An 18,639-nucleotide genomic window follows, 5' to 3' on the forward strand; every position below is an offset into this window, starting at 1 on the left:
TCTCGTTTCACAGACAATATAATTAAATAGCGAGTAATTTACACGGCTTCACGCAAATTGCGACAAGCCGGCAGATGGCTGACAATGAATTGAGTAAATAAGAGAGAGGTCAATCGACCTCTGCCGCCTATAAACAAGTTGTGAGCGCAGAGTATCTGTCGGAAACGCGGCCTCGTAATAAACACGCTCGTGCGCACTTTTTGGTTCAACATCGCCCTGCTCGGCTGACGGCTCGTCCCGCCAAAACCGTCTGGAGGCGCCCCCAATTGAGCGAATGTCTCGCCGCCGCAGGCCGCATTCATCAATTCGATCACGGATCAGATCATGGGTCTCGCCCCCTTCTTCGATCGCGCACGCCAGAGCGCCGCGCAAGTGCTCCGCGAGTGCGGAAGCACGACGCCACGACAAAGCACGATGCGATGAAGCACGATGCGATGGATTCGTCGGCACCACAGTAATCGACTTGCATCAAGGCGATAGTGCCGCATGAGTCCATCGCCTTAATCGCCAGCGCTGGCGGCCTGCAGAAGCATCGGCTGGCCTCAATAGGCAATTTGCGCAGCTTCAGGGATCGGGAGCGCGAAGCTGGCATCCTCCGATCTGCACTATAGTAATGATCACAGCAGCTTAACTGAGACAAAATCACGCGAAACCTAGTCAGAAATTTTTCTGACGATAAGTGATTGCCCATTGTAAATCTTACGACTAGCATCTGCTTGGGGCGGGGGGATCATTAATGAGACATGCACTACTGGCACTTGCAGCGCTCGGTCTTGCGTCTTGTGCATCAATGGACGTTGTCCCCCTCGACGTTTCCGCCCGCAACGCTCTCGACGGCGCGGTCCCGGGCTTCAGGGTTCCCCGGATGACGCCGTATCTGGTCGTCGCGCGGCTTCCCGCGAAGACGACGACCACCACCACCGCATCCGGCGATCCGCGCGTCGGGCCTGCAGCTGAGACCGGAGGCGCGCTACCGAAGCCTCCACCAGGCGGCGGCCTCGTCCCTCAACCGCAATCAGGCGGTCGGACGGGCCCCGGAGCACCTGGAGCAGGCGACAAGACCAGCACTACCGGCGATGGGGCCGCTCCGGTCGCCGCGGCGGGAACGGGATCCGATACGGGTTTCGTCGCGCAATCCGACACCTTCGTGATGAAGATCGTCTACCTGCCGGACTACTCGCACTCGGTCGCGGTGCGTGTCAGAAGCGGAATGTTCGGTTCTTCTTCCCTTCAGCTGAGCTTCGAGAACGGGATGCTGACGGCCGTCGGCGGAAAGGTCGACAACTCGAAGGCCGGTGATGTCGCCGTCGCCGCGCTCCAGGCCATCAGCACCATCGCCACGGGCGGCGCATCCAAGGCGGGCGGCGGCGGCGCGGCGGCGCCCGGCGGTGCCGAAAGGATCGAGAGCAAGCCTGATCGACCGCCGCTGCGGCCGGGGGTCTACGCCTTCGTGCCGGTGGCGACCGAGAACCCGCTCGGAATCTGCACGGTCGCCTACTTCACCGAGGACGGTGTCGTGGCTCCCTCCCCGTCTGAGGCCATCGGGTGCAAAGCGAAGCCCGGTGCCGCGAACTGATCCTGCGTTCTGGCTCGACGTCACTCCGACCGGGACACCTGTCGGCGAGCACATGGTCAGCAACACCGCCTTGGTCGCGCAGGCACCCTACTTGGACCTCTGCTGGGCGGCGTGCGCGACCATGGTGCTGCGGCATCTCGGGCAGCAGGTGGATCTCCCCACTGTCGTGAAAGCGACCTACGGGAATTTCGTTGATCAAACCGCGTGGCCGCAGCACATCTACATCGACGTCTACGGTCTAAACTGCCTCTATCTGCTAAGGGAGCAACTGCTCGGCGAGGGCCCGACCGGCGGCTCCGTCTGGGTTGGCGACTGGCTCAGGGCCGACTGGCCGCTCCAGCCGTACATCCGTTGGAACGGTAGCAGCGACACCCACACCATTGTCCTCGGCGGCGTCTACGGCGACGGGCGGGTCCGCGTGCTCGATCCCGCTGCGAGTGAAGAGTCCACGCACACCTTCGATGATGTCATGCAGGGCTTCGGTGAGGGAACGCTCGAGGGCATCTGGTACGACATCGGCTATCGACCGAGAGGGCTGGCAATGGTCAACGTCGATTCCGATGGCTGAGCCCGGTCAACCGAATTCCCGTGAATCGCTCGCGCGGCAGATCGGAAGCTGGCTGCCTAGACCTGACGTCCATGATTTCGCGCTTCGGCCCGATCCGGGGCTGCGCCTCGCGGAGACGCTTGCCGTGGAATACCTCGATCCGTCTTTCGCCGGAGCGGATTCCTCCGCCGGGGTAGTGTTCCCTTCCGATGTCGATCTTCACCTGATCCGCGACAGGTCGGGCGCAGCCGTGTCGTATGCACGCAGCAGGCGCGGTGGCGACATGCCACTCCTTTCGCTGTCTACTTCGAGCCCGCTGCCGAGCCTGATCGATCAGGGGCTGGCGTTGCTTGAGACGGAGGTATCAGCCGATGGACATATCTCGATCATCCTCCACGGTCCGCTTTCCCTTGCCGCGCTATGCGTCGAGAAGGACGGCCAGGGCCTGTTCTGCCTGCTGCGGATCGAGGGAAGCGACTTCTCGGCGGCACTAAGGGTTATGCGGTTAGCTGAGTTCGTCGCTATAGTGAGAACGGCGGGCGTCGAGCGCAGCCACCGATCTGGCCGTCGACCGAATCCTCCAATCGAATAGGCTTTCACTCCAAAGAATTGGCATGGTCGCGTTCCGCGAACTCCGTCGCTCACCATCAAAACATCAAAACGCTCGAATCGGCACAGCTTGGCACCCTTCAAGTCACGCGGCAAAGGGCTAGCCCGCAGCCGCATGACCGGGGTCCAACCGGAGATCTCGGATAGCATGGGAGCATTCCGCGCCGATACGCCTCGATGATCGGAAGCGCGTCGGGTTTGCTCGTTGGCCATTCCAGATGTGAAAACCGATGATCGACGGGACGGGCTATACGCCCTTCAGGTACGACTGACCCATGTGCCCAACCATAGAAGCAAGTCGACATGCTCGAGACGCTGCGCGAACCAAGCCAAGGCATGCATCGTGCGGGCGGTCGGCACTCGTTCCAGCTCTACTCCCTGGCGGCGCGCAATGGGGTGAAGGTCACCATCATATTCGAAGAGCCGCTCTAGCTCGGCCATCAGGCGGCCGAATACGACGCGTGGCCGATCGAAATCGGACAAGGCGACCAGTTCAGTTCCGAATTCTTGAGCGTCAATCCCAATACGAAGATTCCCGCGCTCGTCGACCGGTCGGGTCCTGACGACATCCGCATCTTCGAGTCGGGCGCCATCTTCCACCACCTGGCCGAGAAGTTCGGGGAGTTTCTGCCGCGGGGCCCGAAGCCTCGCGCGGAAACCATCTCTTGGCTAATTTCGCAGATGGATTCCGCGCCATTCTGGGGGGGGCGGCTTCAGACACTTCTACGCCTACGCACCCGCCAATCAGTCCGGGGCCGGAACTCGGTTGGCCATGATCGCCGATGAGGGCTTCGCCGCGCCCTCGGTGAACCAGTTGGCCGCCGAGGTCGCGCGAGCTTTCGGAGAGCTGACCTACCGCGTCGGCGGGGCGTAGACGTTGACGAGATTGCCGTCCGGATCGCGGAACAGCATCGAACGATTACCCCAGGGCTGAGTTGTGGGCTCGAGCACCCAGACAATGGCTTCCGTATCCAGCCGCTCGCGCTCGGCATCGACGTCCGCCACCTCGAACTCCAGAATCACCGATTGATTGGCGCGAGCTAGCGCGGCCCCGGCATTGTCCCGGTCGACCGAGCGGCGGCTGCAGATCGCAAGGACCGCTCCCGCTGTCCGCAACTCCACGAAATCTTCGGTGCCGACGGGTTTGACGCCGGTGATACACTGATAGAAGCCAGCAAGAGCTGCTACGTCCTCGGTGACGATCCTGACTGACGCGAACTTCATGGTATAAGTCTCCTTTTGAATGGTGGCGGCATCCACGGGTGCTCGGCTACCGACCTGCCGAAAGTCGGCGATCCGCTTGCCCGTCCGTCGCGGCGGCGAACCCGCCGCTCGGTGGCTTCGAGGCCAGCTCCGCATCGCGGAGATTCAGTGGGATAAACGGGCGTGCCCGCCCTGCGGGGTCGTCACTCACCACTTGATCCAGCGCACCAGCATCGTCCGTGCCAGAACGGTACATGCTAGCACCGCGCTACCATACCAGACGACGACATACAGCGGATCATCGTGCCAGCAGGTCCAGGCGAACGCGAACGCGGCCCATCCAGCACTGCTAAGACCCACCGCCCAGGCGACGAGGCGCGGCCGTGTCGGCGCCGCCCGCCGAGCAAGCCAAGTCAGCAGGATCGCCATCGGCAGGGCGTATGCCAGCGTGAGGCTCGCGCATGCGATACCGTCACGCCATTGCAGGCGGGCAATCAGTCCCTCGGGCATCGTGATCGAGGTGCCGAACAACACCGCGACCGCGACAGCCGCCACGCCGGCCAGCCCCCACCACCAGCCTGCCGGGTCGAGCGCAAGCACCGCGGCCGTCCCGCAGGTGGTCGCCAGCGTCAAGCAGCTTGCCATCTTCCACCAGAACATCGGGCCATGCATTGCGACCAAAAGATCGGGCCTTGGCCGGGTCATCGTTATCACTAGGATCAGCTCGAGCGCCGCGAACCCGATCACCAGGGCGCCGTCCTGCCAGGCGCGACGCCGTCTCACCGGCGCCAACCTAGCCACGAGATCGTCGACGATCGCTTCGCTCGACCGGCTAGTCATCATGGTCACCCGCATATCCTTTGACCTTTTCCGACAGCCGTCCGAGCCCCCGATGGATGTTGACCTTGACCAACGCCGTGCTCTGCCCCGTCACGGTCGCCGCCTCCTCGATGCTGAAACCCTGCAGCTTGACCAACCTGATCACCGCCGCCTGCGCCGGTTTTAGTGTTGCAATCAGGTCGCGAAGCACCACTGCACTCAGTATTGACGTTGCGGCGTCCCCGACAACCATCGCCTCCGGCAAGGCGTGCTCTTCCGGCAGCATCTCTGTGTGATGGGTCCTCATCGACCGGAGCCTGTCGATCCACTTGTAGCGCGCGATGGCAGCCAGCCAAGGGCTGAACGGTTTCGAGGGGTCATAGGTATGCCGCTTGGTGTGGATCGCCACCAGAGCATCCTGGACCGCATCGTCAAGCATGCTGGAGGGCAGCCGGCGGCGGTAATAGCGCTCCAGCCAGCGACGCAACTCGTCAAGCAATCGGCGATCGACCACGGTATCGCCGGCCTGTGAGGCGGCCATCAACGGCGCCCAATCATCGGCCACTCAACTGCCTGCGAAAGCATTCGTCATCGCGAACGTACCGCACCAGCCAGATGTCGGCGCCGCACGCGGGTGCTCTGCCCACGCCGATCGCTACGTTGTCGGCCGCATGCGTCAAAGCCCGCTCGAGCGGTCGCGACGCCTTCGCAAGCAGATCGTCGATCTCACCGGCGCGCATGCCAACCACGTCGTCGCGTCCGTCGCCGATCACCTGCGGGGTCCACACCGGAACGTGGTTCAGCCCTCTGGCGCCGTCCCACTGCCGCTCTGTATGAATCGGCGACGCGAAGCTGTCCTTTTGGCCGAAGGGGTCCGAGGAGGTTACGGCGAACGTTAACGCCAGCACGTCGGTGCGTTCGGCGATCGCCGCAAGGTTCTTCAACGGCGGGCAGGAGGAGCAGCCTTGGCCCTGGTAGAGCTCGTCCACGGTCGTATGCGACGTATCGGCAAGAGCAGGCACGCCTAGCAGCATCGATGTAGCAAGCAGTAAAGCGAAGATCGTTTCCATTGCATCGGACTTCAAAGTCACAGACTCACCTTCGACGGCATGCGCACCGAGGTTACAATCCCAAAAGATGAAGTTTTCGGCTTGAACCAAGCTCATTAGGGCTAAATTTGCGCTTTCTTACTGTTCGTCAATCCGCGCCGTTGCGTTGATTGCAATCAGATCGCGGTAGTGATCGGCACGCCGGCTTGTTGGGCGCCCAAAGGCTGGTGAGCACGTCGGCCCGGACAAGTGCCGATGGCGAGATACCTTCAGGGTCTCGCCTGAAGGTGCCGACATAGGGAGGCGGAGAGATCGATAGATCACGTCGGAGGACCGTGCTCTCCGGCATCATTCAGCCACGCCTCAACGAACGTCCGGCTCAGATTTCGGGAGACCGAGCGTTGGCCACGGACGCTGGCGTCGATGTGAAGTAGTACCGTCATCGAACGACCCTCGCTGCCGCCGCACCCACTGCAACGGCGAAATCGGCGCATGAGTTTGAAGATCAGGATTTACGTGTTCGTACCATTGCTCATGGTATAGACTTCAGCTCGGGTCGAAATCGCCCTGCCCGACCGCACGGGCCTGCATTTGCGCAAGATACGCCGACTCTGCAATTTTCGCCGCTTCAACGTCATCCTCGAAGGCACGGCTCGGCAGAGCAGAGGGAAGGCGATACTTGAGGATCTCCAGACTCGGATTTGCCGATCGTCACAACCACTGGCACGCTTGAAAAGACGTAGAGGTATTGACAAGCGGTCGGGTGCCGCAATCGCGCTCCGCGGGTGTATCCCGTTCACCCGGATGGACATAAGTTTCCGTCCTGTCCGGGCGATCCGGCCCTACACGATGCTCAGCCACGGGTATGGTATGGTGCAGAGCCGTGGACTAGGCCCGCTAGGTGTCAAGACGGCGAACGGACCGGGGAGATGTCGTCATGGATGAGGCACAGGACCGGTTCAACCGGCGGTTCAAGCATCATAAGGCTCATTTGGGAGATGTTCGGCTGCACTTCGTGCGAGGCGGCCAGGGCCGGCCGCTGATCCTGCTGCATGGTTGGCCCGCGACTTGGTATGAGTGGCACCGTGTGATGCCGATGCTGGCCGAACATCACGACGTGATCGCCGTCGACATCCGCGGTCTCGGCGACTCGAGCAGGCCGGTAGGCGGCTACGACAAGGAGACGGCGGCAGCGGACATCGCCGGACTAGTGCGGCTGCTCGGGCTGCAGTCGATCGATGTGGCAGGTCACGACATAGGCGGTCAGATCGCGTTCGCGCTGGCTCGCACCTACCCAGATCTCGTCAGACGCGTGGCGATCCTGGATATCGCAATCCCCGGGCTTCCGGAATGGGACCAATCGCAGCTCTGGCACTTCGCCTTCCATACTCAACTCGACATGCCTGAATTCCTGGTTGCGGGGCGCGAGCGGCAGTACATCAGCTGGTTCTTCGGAGGTGAGGCGTACGACCCGTCGGCAGCGACCCGCAATGACATCGACGAATACGTGCGAACCTATACGCAGCCCGGCGCGCTCCGCGCCGGCTTCGACTACTACAGGTCGTTCACGCAAGATGCGGTGGTAAATAGGGCCTGGGCAGCGAATGGTGGGCGTCTTGACATGCCCGTTCTGTGGCTAGGCGGCTTCTCCGCGATGAACCTACCTTCCGCCGCGCAAGTCGAGCCGGCCGGGACGGGAACGCTGCTCGGTAGACAACTCGCGGACGTTGCCAGCGACCTAAGCGGCCGGGCGATCTCTGGCTGCGGCCACTGGATGTCGACAGAGTGTCCGGAGGTCGTCTCGGAAGAGCTTCTCCGGTTCTTCTCAGAAGCGACGAAAGATACCTAGTCGGAAACCGAACGCCGCAAGCCGCTAGGGGAGCGACCCGTCCGCGGAACCGACGAGAGGCGGGGCATCGGCAGACCGCCGTGGACCCCCAGCCACTGAACTCGCCGACCCGGTCGTCCGATTCGGGCTGTTCGATATGAGGCCGGGAGTCGCCAATCTAACGGCAAGTTTCGCGCCGCTTCTTGCCTCATCTTGCCAAAAAGCACCGCGGTCGGAGATCAAAGCGGTAAAAGTCTGCGGATCGTCCCAACATTTCTGTCTACGATTCAAGGCGGCGTTCGCGGTCGGCATCGTCTTCACCACGGCTTGCGCGCGACTGGCGGCAGTGTCACCCCTGGATGAGGTTACCTCATGAAGCGCACTCCCACGAGGATCGTCGCCGGAAACGTATCGGAGCTTGGACGCCAGGGTGAGGACGACACCGGCGCCGGTTCCAAAGGCAGTGAAGCCTTTCTCGAGAGCCGCGAAACAGACAGTGTTCTGGCGATCTGCAGCGAACGGTCGGTATCTAGAGATAGCGCCGCGGCCGTAGTGCCGAGATCCGACCTCCCGATCCTCGAATTCAAGGTCAAAGACGTTGGTTCCGAGCGAACCCGCCTGAGGGGTGTCGTTGGGGATTGGGCGATGGGTCTCACGACCGAGCCTTGTAGCAACCGTTCGATGCTGACCCGCGATCCGAACGGCTACCTCATCAACGTCTACACTCCGATAGCGAGCCGGTGGATCGAAACTGACGATCCATGATAGCCGCGTCCGCTCAACCGCCGACGACCTTCGCCCGGCGAAAGCTCTCGTCCTGACGGCACCTGCACCTGCTCACCTTCATCCCTACTCGGTTAAAAGTCTAAGTGTCGCGCATAGCCTCAAACCGAGGATGGATATCAGGCGGCATCTCCGCGGTCGCCAGTTCGCATCGAAGAGGAATGCGGCCACCGGGATACCGGAGCGACCTGAATGGCGAAGGTGTCGGCGTGGCTTGGGAACACTCGTCCCAACGGCGCACCTACCCACTAAAGTCCATTCTGGGACTGCGATACCGAGTCATCATGACCCGAGAAGCTCGTTTGCGGTGCGGCGGCCAAGACGCACCGCAAAGGGACCGCTTAGATCGCAGCAATGCCATTTGAATTACGAACGGAGGGCGGGGAGTGAACCTCCCCGCCCTCGATAGGCTCACTGCGGCGTTGACGATTTCATCGCATCGGCTTTCATCGCATCGTGCTTCATCATCGCGTCGTGCTTCATCATCGCGTCGTGCTTCTTCATCTGCGCCTTGGTCATCCTCCCGTGTCCCGCCATATGGTCGGTAGCCATATGATCTGTCGCCATATGGTCAGTAGCCATCGCGTCGTGTGACGCCATCTTGTCGCCCGTTGTCGCTTTGCTGGCGTCCTGCGCCATCGCACCGGTGGCGCCGAGCACAATAGCACCAACTGCGATCATCACTTTCTTGAAGGTCATCGTCGTCTCTCTCAGGTTGGCCGGCCGCTGCGAGCGGTCGGCGGGGGTAAAAGGGGGTCAACCAAGAACAGCTGTAGGGATGACGACGTCTGCGGACGGCACGAGCCCTGCCGTAGAAAGCCTAGCGCAAGCCGACCGGCTCCGGTCGCCGTCCTGACCGATCTTCACTAGATGGCTGCTTCGACAGCCGCGACCGCGGACAAAAGGGCGATGGCCTCCAGATCACAAGCGGTGCTCACGTGCCGGCGCCGTTATCCGTAAGGCCAATGGCTTCGATCTCGAACACCGCTTCAGGCCGATATAATGCCTTGACGCCAACCAGGCTGTCGGCGGGAAACGGCTGAGAGAAGAACTTGCGACGCAGCGCGACGACGGAACCAAAATTGTCCATGTCAGTGATGAATATCGTCACTTTCACGACCCGGTCGAGGCTTGAACCGCCCGCTCTCAGCACGCGGTCAAGATTGCTGAAGGCCTGTTCGCCCTGCGCCATGAAGCCGCCTTCCACGATGCGGCCTTCAACATCGTAACCAGCCTGCCCGGAAGCGTACACCAGGTTTCCGACGCGTATGCCTTGGGAAAGCGCAAAGGGCTCGTAGGGGTCCGGTTGCGTGACGACCTGCTCCATCGAACTCACCCTGCCTCGCATTCAGCCGAGAATATACGACCTGATCGTCCCAAGCGGTGCTTAACTGGTATAGCGTCGAGCGGACCGGGTAAGGATCGACCTGCCGCCCAACGCCAGTGCGATCAGCGTCGCGTTCATCGTCGTATAGGCCAGTACGAGGTTCGGCAGAAGCAGCGGCAATCCGACGAGCAGCATCGCATCGTTTCCGCCGGGAACAAGCCGCGCTCCTACACCCATGATGCCCCCACCCACCGCTGTCCGCGCCCACAGGTCAAGCGGACCGAGACGAAAGGCGAACAGCCCTGCCCGGATCGCACCCACGGTTGTTCCCGCGAGGAGTGCGAACGCGAACACGCAATGGCGCCGGAAAGTCGCGTCGTTCGGGCTCACTCCGCTGAAGAACGGCGTATACGCCCAGCCGTGCGCCAGCACTGCGAGACTTCCCACGATCAGGCCGAACGCGACCATGGCGGAGGCCGGGCGCCAACGGGATTTGACGGATGCTCTCGGCAAGGACAAAAGACACCACAAGAGAGCCAGCGTCACCGTGAATGCGACCAGAACCCGGGTCGCATGCGGGAGTCCCAGGAGCACGGACGTCACCGGCGGCGGCGTTGTCGGGTAAGTCACCGAAGCGGCACCGATGAGGAACCCCCCGATTGTCGCCAGCCGGGGAAGCTCCCCACTGCCCAATCGGGCCGCGGTGCCAAAAGCGCATCGTCCATTCACGAATGCGCCGACGCCGTAGATGACGCCTCCGAGCGCCGGGCGTATTGTCGCCGGAAGGCCGAATTCGCACGTGATCACATCGTAACCCGCCAAGGTGCCGATGCTGATCGCGACGAGCGAGCAAGCGGCGCACACTAGGAAGCCGACGAAGAGGTGCGGGCGCCGATGTCGGACCAGCTCATCGATTGCGGTCACGGCGCAGATGTTGCCGCGCTGCGCGACATATCCAGCCATGAAGACGAGCAGCACGATGCTGGCGAGCACGGCCTGACTGGGGTCACGTGGGATCGTGCGGCGGAACTCTCATGAATAGCTCGGACAGTCCTTCCGCATAGGTCGGATGCGCCGTGATGAGGCCCGCCACCATCTGGTATGAAAGCCCGGCATTCATCGCGATCTGAACTGTCGGCAGAAGTTCGCCGGCCTGCGCACCGAAGGCGGTGAAGCCAAGGATGCGATCGTCCGTTCCAACGAGCACCTTCATCTTGCCGCGCATCCGACCGGTCGAATGGCTGCGCCAGATCTCCGAATAAGGCAGTTCGGCGAGCCGATAACCGATGCCTCGACGATGCGCCTCTTTCTCGTTCAGACCGACGCTCGCAAGTTCGGGATCGAGGAACAGGCAGTTCGGCACGTGCCGCCCCACAGTGCTCCGGTCGCCACCGGCCAGGTTGTCGCGGACGATGCGGAAATCGTCGTGGGACATGTGGGTGAAGGCTGGACTGCCCGCGCAGTCGCCCATCGCCCAGACCGCCTCGGCGGTGGTCTCCAACCGCGCGTTCACCTGGACGTGCCCGGAGGCGGTCAGGGCGACCCCGGCGCGCTCCAAACCGATGCCGCCGGTGTCGGGAAACTTGCCGACCGCCACCAGCAGGTGACTGCCCTCGATCGCGCGCTCGACACCCGCGACATCGCCGTAAAGCGTCACGCCTTCCCCCGACCTGCCCGTCACCCGGTCGATGTGGGCCGAGGTCACGACCTCGACCCCTTCCTCGCGAAGCAGATCGAGGACGGCGTGCGCGATGTCGTCGTCCTCGCGGTGCAAGATGCGCTCGCCGCGTTCGATGACCGTTACGCGGCTCCCGAGCCGGCACATGGCCTGCGCGAACTCCAGCGCGATGTAACCACCACCGTAGATCAGAAGATGCTTCGGTACCACGTCGAGGTCGAGCAGCTCGACGTGCGTCATCGGCTTCGACTCGGCCAGCCCGGCCAGCTTGGGCATGATCGCGGTCGAACCGAGGTCGAGGAACATCCTGTCTCCGCGCAACGTGCGCGTCCCGCCGTCGTTGAGCGCCACTTCCAGCGTCCGCTCGTCGACGAAGGTGCCGCGTCCCATCACCAGTTCGCTGCCGGTCCTGTCGAAGTTGTCGAGGTAGATGCCGATCAGCCCACGGACCATCGCGCCCTTGCGTGACTGCACGACCGGCATCGAAACCGCGGCCCCGGTCGTGTTCACGCCGAACCCATGGCCCGTCGCGACGACATGGGCGACCTCGGCGCTGTGGATGAAGCTCTTGCTCGGCAGGCAGGCGATGTTGGGGCACGAGCCGCCGACATATCGCTGCTCCACCACTGCCACCCTCTGCCCGGCGGCCCCCAGATGCCAGGCGAGCAGGACCCCGGCCGTTCCCGCGCCAAGAATCACGGCGTCGTAGCGTTCACTGTCTATCACGATGCGGCCCCTTCGCGCTGATTTTCAAATAGGCGAGACCGCTTCACCGAAGGAGCGCCGTGCGGGCAAGTTCGACGACCTCGTTGCCCTGCCCGTTCAAGACCGCCTTCGCTGTCCACAACCCGAACCCGGCGATCTGTCCGATCTCGATTTTGGGAGGCAACGACAGTTCGTGGCGCGCGGTGACCGCGTCGAGCAATGCAGGCCCCGGGTGCGTGAGCACTGCGGCCAGCGCTCCCGGCAGGTCGGCCGGATCCTCGACCCGGCGTGCGAAGATTCCCGCCGCAGTCGCGACCGCGGCGAAATCCGGATTCTCCAGCGCAACACCGACATCGAGCATCCCGGCCGCCTTCATCTCTAGTTCGACGAAACCCAATGTCCCGTTGTTCAGCACCACGATCTTCACCGGCAACTTCTTCTGCGTGAGGGTCAGCAGATCGCCCATCAGCATCGCGAACCCGCCATCGCCCGAGAACGAGATGATCTGACGGTCGGGGTATGCCGCCTGAGCGCCGATGGCCTGTGGCAGCGCGTTGGCCATCGAACCATGGTTGAGCGACCCGATCAGCCGTCGCTTTCCGTTCATCTTGAAGTAGCGAGCGGCCCAGATCGTGGTGGTGCCGACGTCGAAGGTGAAAACCGCGTCGTCACTTGCCATGTCGCTGAGCGTCTTCGCAACGAACTGCGGATGCATCGGCTTGCGGCCGGCACGTCCCACCGCCAGATCATCGAGGCCCTTCCGGGCTTCACGATACCGCGCCAGGCTGCGATCGAGGTGCGTCCGGTCGCGCTTCGGCTCCAGCCGCGGTAGCAGCGCCTCGATCGTAGCCCGCACGTCGCCGATCAGCCCGAAATCAAGACGACAGCGCCGCCCCAGATTCTCGGGACGGAGGTCGACCTGGGCGATGGTCGCCTTGTTCGGGTAGAATTGCCGATATGGAAAATCGGTCCCCAGCATCAGCAGCATGTCGCAATCGTTCATCGCTTGATAGCCGGAGCTGAAGCCGATGAATCCGGTCATGCCAACGTCGTAAGGATTGTCCCACTCGACGGATTCCTTGCCGCCGAGCGCGTGGACGATGGGCGCCTTCAAGACCTCGGCGAGCTGGAGCATTTCGGGACGCGCGTCTGCGCACCCTCGGCCGCAGAGCATCGTCACGCGCCCGGCGGCATCGAGCAGGCCGGCGAGCCGGACCAGTTCCGTATCTCCGGGGCGCACAAGCGGGTCCGCCAAGATAAGCGCGGGCGACGGCGCCGCCATCTCGTCGACCGCCATCCCCGCTACATCGCCCGGCAGCACCAGGACCGAGACGCCGCGCTTGGCGATCGCAACCCGGATCGCGGTCTCGACGACTCCGGGCAGCTGCTTAGAGGTCGAGATCATCTCGCAGTAGTAGCTGCACTCCCGGAACAGCTGCTCGGGTCGGGTCTCCTGGAAGTAGCCCCGGCCGATTTCCGCGCTCGGTATCTGCGCCGCGATCGCCAGCACGGGGACGCGCGAACGGTGGCAGTCGTACAGGCCGTTGACGAGATGGAGGTTCCCCGGCCCACACGAGCCTGCGCAGACGACCAGCGACCCGGTCAGATGCGCCTCGCCGCCGGCCGCGAACGCCCCGACCTCCTCGTTGCGCACATGCACCCATTCAATCTCGCCGTGCTTTCGGACCGCCTCCGTCACCGCGTTCAGGCTGTCGCCGGCGATGCCATAGATTCGCTTGACCCCCGCCCGGTGCAGCATCGCGACGATCATTTCGGCGATGTTGGACGTGCTCATGATTCGAGGGCCCCCTGCCGGGAAACGCTGCACGTGGGTTCGTATTGCGGTCGGTAGAGCATCGCCTCGATCCACGGGCGGATTTCGCGAGGACGTTCGGCAGTCGCCAAACCGGACTCGAACATGTGTTCGGCGATCCGCGTCGCGGTCGCGACCTCCACGGTGAGGATGTTGGCTTGGCGCGGGAACAGCATCCCCATCCTACGCAGATCTTCGCCGACTTGGTCTGCGCATGCCTCCGCAGCGACGATGAAGCATTCGTCGGTGATCCGCGTCGGGCGCGCCGCATAGGTGGCGAGGCCGATCGCGGGGAAGATGTAGAAGTTGTTCGCCTGGCCGGGATGGAAGATGCGACCCGCATATTCGACATCGGGGAACTGCACCCCAGCCGCGAACAACGCGGTGCCCTTGGACCAGGCATACGCCTCTTCGGCAGTGCATTCCGCCTTCTCCGTGGGGTTGGACAGGGCGAAGATGATGGGACGCGCGTTGATCGCCGCAATCGCCTCCACTACCCGCTGGTCGAACGCGCCGCCTTGGGTGCTTAATCCGAATAGCGCGTTCGGCCTGAACGTCCCGATTGCCTCGACGAACTCCGCGCACGGCAAGGCGTCGTGCGCGTAGGGCCGTTGTGCGACCGAGAGATCGGTGCGCGAGGCCTCCAACAACCCCTTGCTATCGAACATCGCTATCCGCGCTCTCGCGTCGGTCTCGGAAAGCCCTTTGGCCTGCATGGCCTTGACGATCAGACCCGCGACGCCGATCGCGGCTGAGCCTGCTCCGAGAAACATAAGACGCGACTGGGTGAGATCGACGTCGGTGATCTGCAACGCGGTGGTCAGTCCTGCAAGCGCGATGGCCGCCGTACCTTGGATGTCGTCGTTGTAGCAGAGCACCCGGTCGGCGTATCGCTCGAGCAGCCGGATCGCATCACTACCCTTCCAGTCCTCGAAGTGGATGCAGCAGCCGGGAAACACCTCCTGCACCGCCTGCACGAATTCCTCGACGAATTCGTCGAGCTGATCCGTCGGTGGCGGCTCCTGACGAAGCCCGAGATAAAGTGGATCGGCGCGCAGCGACGCGCTGCTGGTGCCGATGTCGAGGAGGACGGGGAGCAGTGTGTGCGGCGGAACCCCGGCGCAGGCGGTGTAAAGTTGGAGCTTGCCGATCGCGATGCCCATGCCGTTCGCGCCGAGGTCGCCCAATCCCAGAATACGTCCACCGGTCGAGACGCAGATGAAGCGGACGTCGCGCTCCGGCCAGTTGCGGAGCACCTCGGCTACGCGGCCTTTCATGTCGTGCGCGACGTACATTCCATGGGCCCGACGGTAGATACTACCGAACTTGAGGCAGGCCTCCCCGACGGTCGGCGCGTAGATGATCGGCAGGAAGCGAACCGGGTCGCTCATCACGACGTTGTAGAACAGCGTCTCATTGCGATCGAGAAGTCCGGTTAGGTAGATGTAGCGCTCAAGGTCGGACGTCTTCTGATCGAGGTGGTCGAGGACCCGGTAGAGCTGGTGATCCATCGTCTCCACGGTGTGCGGCAGCAGACCGAGCAGGCCATTAGCTTCCCTCTCCGCCAGCGTGAACGCAGTACCCTTATTGCGGCGTGGATCGTTCGTCAGCGCGAAGGTCGGGGCGACGGCTTCGTGTCTCATGGTCCGTTTCTCCATCGATTCACCCGCGCTCGAGCATCTGCTGCTTGATGGCGTTGATTGCCCGCGACGGGTTGAGCTTCTTCGGGCAGGTCTTGGTGCAGTTCATAATCGTGTGGCAGCGGTATAGGCGGAACGGGTCGTCCAGTTGGTCAAGCCGCTCCCCGGCGTGGGTGTCCCGCGAGTCTGCGATCCACCGCTCGGCTTGGAGAAGGATGGCAGGCCCGAGGTACTTGTCCGGGTTCCACCAGTAACTCGGGCACGAGGTCGAGCAGCAGAAGCAGAGCACGCATTCATAAAGGCCATTGAGCTTCGCCGCGTCAGCGGGCGACTGGCGTCGCTCACGATCTGGAACAGGCTGGTCGTTCTTGAGCCACGGCTCGATCAACTCGTACTGGGCGTACAACCCGGTCAGGTCCGGGATTAGATCGCGCAGCACGTGCATGTGCGGGAGCGGAGCGACACGGCTCTTGCCGCCTCTCAGCCCGTCGATCGGCTGGAGGCAGGCCAGAGTGTTGACCCCGTCAATGTTCATCGAGCAGGAGCCGCAGACGCCCTCGCGGCACGACCGGCGGAAGGCAAGCGAGGGATCGATCTCGTCGACGATCTTGAGCAATGCGTCGAGGACCATCGGTCCGCAGTCGTCCAGATCGATGTCGAACGTGTCCAGGCGCGGGTTTCGACCCGACGCCGGGTCCCAGCGATAGACCTCGAACGACTTGCACCGTCCCGCCGCGCCGGGTTCGTCCAATCGCCAATGGTGGCCCTTCTCGACCTTTGAATTCGCTGGCAGGGTGAACTCGGCCATGGCTGTTATCCGATCGAGGGTGCTCAAGTCGAAGCGGCAGAATCAGATGATCCGTTTACCGGGCGGTATGCTGGACGTGTCGTCCGACCATGGCTTCAGGCGGACCGGCCGATAGTCGACCGCGACTTCGCCCGTGCCGTCCCGCCATGCGACCGTGTGCTTGAGCCAATTTTTGTCGTCGCGATCGGCATGGTCGTCGCGGATGTGTGCGCCTCGGGACTCGGTGCGGGTCAGCGCGCTTTCGATGATGACGTCGGCCTGGTCGGCGAGGTTGTGAGCCTCAAGCGCGGCTACGAGCGCCACGTTCCACTGCAGGCTTCGTCCATCGAACGACATTCCCGCAAGCGCGGGCCTCAATGCCCGGAGTCGGTCTTTGCCCTCCTGCATCGCCTCCTGCGTACGGAAGACGCCGAAGCTCTCCTGCATCACTTTCTGAATGCCGCGGCGGGCCCGCCCCGGAGTGCAGCCCCCCGACTTGAATCTGATCCCGTCGAACCGGTCCATGATCCTTTCCTCGGAGACCTTGGGTGTCTCCGCGACGAACCGGCCTCGATCCACTGTGCGAACCGCCTGCTCAGCGGCCGCACGGCCGAAGACGATGAGGTCGAGCAGGCTGTTGGTGCCCAGCCGGTTTGCGCCGTGGACCGAGACGCACGCCGCCTCCCCGATCGCCATCAGGCCCGGCACCGTTCGATCGGCGTCGTTGCCCGCCGGATTGATTGCCTCGCCGTGGAGGTTGGTCGGGATGCCGCCCATGCAGTAATGTACAGTCGGCACCACCGGGATCGGCTCCTTCGTGGCGTCGAGGCCGGCGAAGATGCGCACTGTCTCGATGATACCCGGCAGCCGCTCGAGCAGCTTTGCCCGCTCGATGTCTTCGAGGTGGAGCAGGATGTGATCCTTGCCCTCGCCGCATCCCCGTCCCTCGCGGATTTCGATGCCCTCGGCATGACTGGTGATATCGCGGCTGGCGAGGTCCTTCTCGCGCGGCGCGTATTTCGCCATGAACCGTTCGCCGTCGGCGTTCGTCAGATACCCGCCTTCGCCGCGTGCGCCCTCGGTTATCAGCGACCCGACGCCATATAGACCGGTGGGGTGGAACTGGATGAACTCCATGTCCTGCAGCGGCAATCCAGCCCGCAACGCCATCGCGTTGCCGTCGCCAGTGCAAGTGTGAGCAGACGTGCAAGCCTCGTAGACACGGCCGAACCCGCCGGTCGCGACCACAGTGCGATGCGATCGGAAACGATGGATCGACCCGTCTTCGAGGCACCAGGCGAGCAGTCCGTGGCAAGTTCCGTCCTCGCCCATCAGAAAATCGAGCGCGAAGTACTCGACGAAGAATTGCGCCTTGTGCTTCAGACACTGCGTATAGAGCGTGTGCAAGATGGCGTGGCCGGTGCGGTCGGCTGCGGCGCAGGATCGCTGCGCCAACTCGCCTTGGGCGAAGTGCGTGGTGTGGCCGCCGAAGCGGCGCTGGTAGATGCGCCCGTCCTCCGTACGACTGAACGGCACGCCGAGATGCTCGAGTTCGACCACTGCGGCGATCGCCTGCCGGCACATGAACTCGGCAGCATCTTGATCCGTCAGCCAGACGCCGCCCGCGACGGTGTCGTACATATGCCAGCGCCAGTCATCCTCGCCCATGTTCCCGAGCGCCGCGCTGATGCCGCCCTGCGCGGCGACGGTGTGGCTCCGGGTCGGGAACACCTTGCTGATGCAGGCGGTGGTGAGCCCACCCGCGACCATCCCCAACGTCGCGCGCAGCCCCGCGCCGCCGGCGCCGAGGACGACGACGTCGAATTCGTGGTCGATGATGTCATAAGCTGGGGTCACGACCCTCCTCCACCCGTGAAGACCTTCAAGATAGCGAGGACACCAGCGAGACCCAGGGCGAGCGCCAGCGCGAGAAGACCGATCTCGGCGAGGAACCTGTCCATGCGGCCATGCACGTAGTCCGCCATTATGGACCGCAGCCCGACCAGCGCGTGGAGCAGCATTGCTACGACGAATAGTAACATCACGAAGGCGTTGAACGGCCGTGTGAGCCAGCCAGCGGCGATGTCGTGCGGCGCTGCCGCCATGTGAAGAACCGAGGCGACAAAATACAACCCCAGCGGAATCAACGCCAGGGCGGTCAGTCGCTGCAGCCGCCATTCCGCGAGCCCGGTACCGGCGCTTCCCAAGCCGGCGACGCGGCGACGCCGAGAGTCGTCCCGCAAGGCGGTCGCACCCGCCGCAGCGTCATTGTCGC

At 63.3% G+C, this 18,639-nt stretch carries 18 protein-coding genes and 1 pseudogene; 6 read left to right on the forward strand and 13 right to left on the reverse strand.

The genetic code is table 11. The annotated features are described in order from the left end of the window. The first annotated feature begins 865 nt into the window (after positions 1-865). From KTC28_RS04550 to KTC28_RS04565, 4 genes and pseudogenes are all read left to right on the forward strand, one after another. Positions 866-1,576: a hypothetical protein gene (locus KTC28_RS04550; protein ID WP_216710069.1), complete on the forward strand. Its 711-nt coding sequence runs from the start codon at positions 866-868 to the stop codon at positions 1,574-1,576. Then, positions 1,563-2,144, forward strand: coding sequence for a papain-like cysteine protease family protein (locus KTC28_RS04555; protein WP_216710068.1), 582 nt, complete (start codon positions 1,563-1,565; stop codon positions 2,142-2,144). The genes KTC28_RS04550 and KTC28_RS04555 overlap by 14 nt, the downstream gene beginning before the upstream one ends. Next, entirely contained in the window at positions 2,137-2,715 is a 579-nt protein-coding gene (locus KTC28_RS04560) for a hypothetical protein (RefSeq protein WP_216710067.1), read from the forward strand. Before KTC28_RS04555 ends, KTC28_RS04560 begins: the two co-directional genes overlap by 8 nt. A gap of 368 nt (positions 2,716-3,083) precedes the next feature. Beyond that, a pseudogene (locus KTC28_RS04565) lies at positions 3,084-3,507 on the forward strand (glutathione S-transferase N-terminal domain-containing protein); the annotation flags it as partial. Positions 3,508-3,584: 77 nt separating this feature from the next. Here KTC28_RS04565 and KTC28_RS04570 read toward each other — a convergent pair. The 4 genes from KTC28_RS04570 to KTC28_RS04585 form a co-directional block, all read right to left on the reverse strand. After that, positions 3,585-3,992, reverse strand: coding sequence for a VOC family protein (locus KTC28_RS04570; protein ID WP_255602271.1), 408 nt, complete (start codon positions 3,990-3,992; stop codon positions 3,585-3,587). Between the two features lie 150 nt (positions 3,993-4,142). Further along, positions 4,143-4,778 (reverse strand): NrsF family protein, encoded by a 636-nt coding sequence (locus tag KTC28_RS04575; RefSeq protein ID WP_255602411.1) that lies wholly within the window; start codon positions 4,776-4,778, stop codon positions 4,143-4,145. Next, complete coding sequence (locus KTC28_RS04580) at positions 4,768-5,319, reverse strand: sigma-70 family RNA polymerase sigma factor (RefSeq protein WP_369426577.1); 552 nt, start codon at positions 5,317-5,319, stop codon at positions 4,768-4,770. The genes KTC28_RS04575 and KTC28_RS04580 overlap by 11 nt, the downstream gene beginning before the upstream one ends. Beyond that, a complete protein-coding gene (locus KTC28_RS04585; RefSeq protein ID WP_216710065.1) occupies positions 5,309-5,824 on the reverse strand; it encodes a DUF1223 domain-containing protein in 516 nt (171 codons plus the stop codon). Before KTC28_RS04585 ends, KTC28_RS04580 begins: the two co-directional genes overlap by 11 nt. A gap of 916 nt (positions 5,825-6,740) precedes the next feature. Here KTC28_RS04585 and KTC28_RS04590 point away from each other — a divergent pair. Together KTC28_RS04590 and KTC28_RS04595 are read left to right on the forward strand one after the other, a co-directional pair. Beyond that, positions 6,741-7,652, forward strand: a complete 912-nt coding sequence (locus tag KTC28_RS04590; protein ID WP_216710064.1) for an alpha/beta fold hydrolase — start codon at positions 6,741-6,743, stop codon at positions 7,650-7,652. 351 nt (positions 7,653-8,003) lie between these two features. Next, positions 8,004-8,396 carry a VOC family protein gene (locus KTC28_RS04595; RefSeq protein WP_216710063.1) on the forward strand — a complete coding sequence of 131 codons (393 nt, stop codon included), beginning with the start codon at positions 8,004-8,006 and terminating at the stop codon, positions 8,394-8,396. A gap of 429 nt (positions 8,397-8,825) precedes the next feature. Here KTC28_RS04595 and KTC28_RS04600 read toward each other — a convergent pair whose 3' ends face one another. The 9 genes from KTC28_RS04600 to sdhD all read right to left on the reverse strand — a co-directional run bounded on the left by KTC28_RS04600 (position 8,826) and on the right by sdhD (position 18,607). Continuing rightward, positions 8,826-9,113 (reverse strand): hypothetical protein, encoded by a 288-nt coding sequence (locus KTC28_RS04600; RefSeq protein ID WP_216710062.1) that lies wholly within the window; start codon positions 9,111-9,113, stop codon positions 8,826-8,828. A 235-nt stretch (positions 9,114-9,348) separates the two neighbouring features. Continuing rightward, positions 9,349-9,741, reverse strand: coding sequence for a RidA family protein (locus tag KTC28_RS04605; RefSeq protein WP_216710061.1), 393 nt, complete (start codon positions 9,739-9,741; stop codon positions 9,349-9,351). A gap of 60 nt (positions 9,742-9,801) precedes the next feature. Beyond that, positions 9,802-10,734 (reverse strand): YeeE/YedE thiosulfate transporter family protein, encoded by a 933-nt coding sequence (locus KTC28_RS04610; RefSeq protein ID WP_216710060.1) that lies wholly within the window; start codon positions 10,732-10,734, stop codon positions 9,802-9,804. Positions 10,735-10,747: 13 nt separating this feature from the next. Continuing rightward, positions 10,748-12,145 (reverse strand): dihydrolipoyl dehydrogenase family protein, encoded by a 1,398-nt coding sequence (locus KTC28_RS04615; RefSeq protein WP_216710059.1) that lies wholly within the window; start codon positions 12,143-12,145, stop codon positions 10,748-10,750. A gap of 43 nt (positions 12,146-12,188) precedes the next feature. After that, the gene (gene poxB, locus KTC28_RS04620; RefSeq protein ID WP_439650112.1) at positions 12,189-13,895 is read right to left on the reverse strand and encodes a ubiquinone-dependent pyruvate dehydrogenase; all 1,707 of its coding nucleotides are present in this window, start codon (positions 13,893-13,895) and stop codon (positions 12,189-12,191) included. 20 nt (positions 13,896-13,915) lie between these two features. Beyond that, the gene (locus KTC28_RS04625; protein WP_219775960.1) at positions 13,916-15,595 is read right to left on the reverse strand and encodes an NAD-dependent malic enzyme; all 1,680 of its coding nucleotides are present in this window, start codon (positions 15,593-15,595) and stop codon (positions 13,916-13,918) included. 4 nt (positions 15,596-15,599) lie between these two features. Beyond that, positions 15,600-16,385 (reverse strand): succinate dehydrogenase iron-sulfur subunit, encoded by a 786-nt coding sequence (locus KTC28_RS04630; RefSeq protein ID WP_216710057.1) that lies wholly within the window; start codon positions 16,383-16,385, stop codon positions 15,600-15,602. Positions 16,386-16,427: 42 nt separating this feature from the next. After that, positions 16,428-18,221 carry a succinate dehydrogenase flavoprotein subunit gene (gene sdhA / locus KTC28_RS04635; RefSeq protein WP_216710056.1) on the reverse strand — a complete coding sequence of 598 codons (1,794 nt, stop codon included), beginning with the start codon at positions 18,219-18,221 and terminating at the stop codon, positions 16,428-16,430. Next, positions 18,218-18,607 carry a succinate dehydrogenase, hydrophobic membrane anchor protein gene (sdhD, locus tag KTC28_RS04640; protein ID WP_223132288.1) on the reverse strand — a complete coding sequence of 130 codons (390 nt, stop codon included), beginning with the start codon at positions 18,605-18,607 and terminating at the stop codon, positions 18,218-18,220. The genes sdhA and sdhD overlap by 4 nt, the downstream gene beginning before the upstream one ends. Positions 18,608-18,639: the final 32 nt, after the last annotated feature.

Source organism: Polymorphobacter megasporae (assembly GCF_018982885.2).
Taxonomy (GTDB): Bacteria; Pseudomonadota; Alphaproteobacteria; order Sphingomonadales; family Sphingomonadaceae; genus Polymorphobacter_B; species Polymorphobacter_B megasporae.

Bases quoted from the DNA above. Each gene is read 5' to 3' on its own strand.
- KTC28_RS04575 (WP_255602411.1), bottom strand. From the start codon at position 4,778: ATGATGACTAGCCGGTCGAGCGAAGCGATCGTCGACGATCTCGTGGCT.
- KTC28_RS04600 (WP_216710062.1), bottom strand. From the start codon at position 9,113: ATGACCTTCAAGAAAGTGATGATCGCAGTTGGTGCTATTGTGCTCGGC.
- KTC28_RS04560 (WP_216710067.1), top strand. From the start codon at position 2,137: ATGGCTGAGCCCGGTCAACCGAATTCCCGTGAATCGCTCGCGCGGCAG.
- KTC28_RS04595 (WP_216710063.1), top strand. From the start codon at position 8,004: ATGAAGCGCACTCCCACGAGGATCGTCGCCGGAAACGTATCGGAGCTT.
- KTC28_RS04630 (WP_216710057.1), bottom strand. From the start codon at position 16,385: ATGGCCGAGTTCACCCTGCCAGCGAATTCAAAGGTCGAGAAGGGCCAC.
- KTC28_RS04625 (WP_219775960.1), bottom strand. From the start codon at position 15,595: ATGGAGAAACGGACCATGAGACACGAAGCCGTCGCCCCGACCTTCGCG.
- KTC28_RS04585 (WP_216710065.1), bottom strand. From the start codon at position 5,824: ATGGAAACGATCTTCGCTTTACTGCTTGCTACATCGATGCTGCTAGGC.
- KTC28_RS04605 (WP_216710061.1), bottom strand. From the start codon at position 9,741: ATGGAGCAGGTCGTCACGCAACCGGACCCCTACGAGCCCTTTGCGCTT.
- poxB (WP_439650112.1), bottom strand. From the start codon at position 13,895: ATGATCGTCGCGATGCTGCACCGGGCGGGGGTCAAGCGAATCTATGGC.
- KTC28_RS04590 (WP_216710064.1), top strand. From the start codon at position 6,741: ATGGATGAGGCACAGGACCGGTTCAACCGGCGGTTCAAGCATCATAAG.
- KTC28_RS04550 (WP_216710069.1), top strand. From the start codon at position 866: ATGACGCCGTATCTGGTCGTCGCGCGGCTTCCCGCGAAGACGACGACC.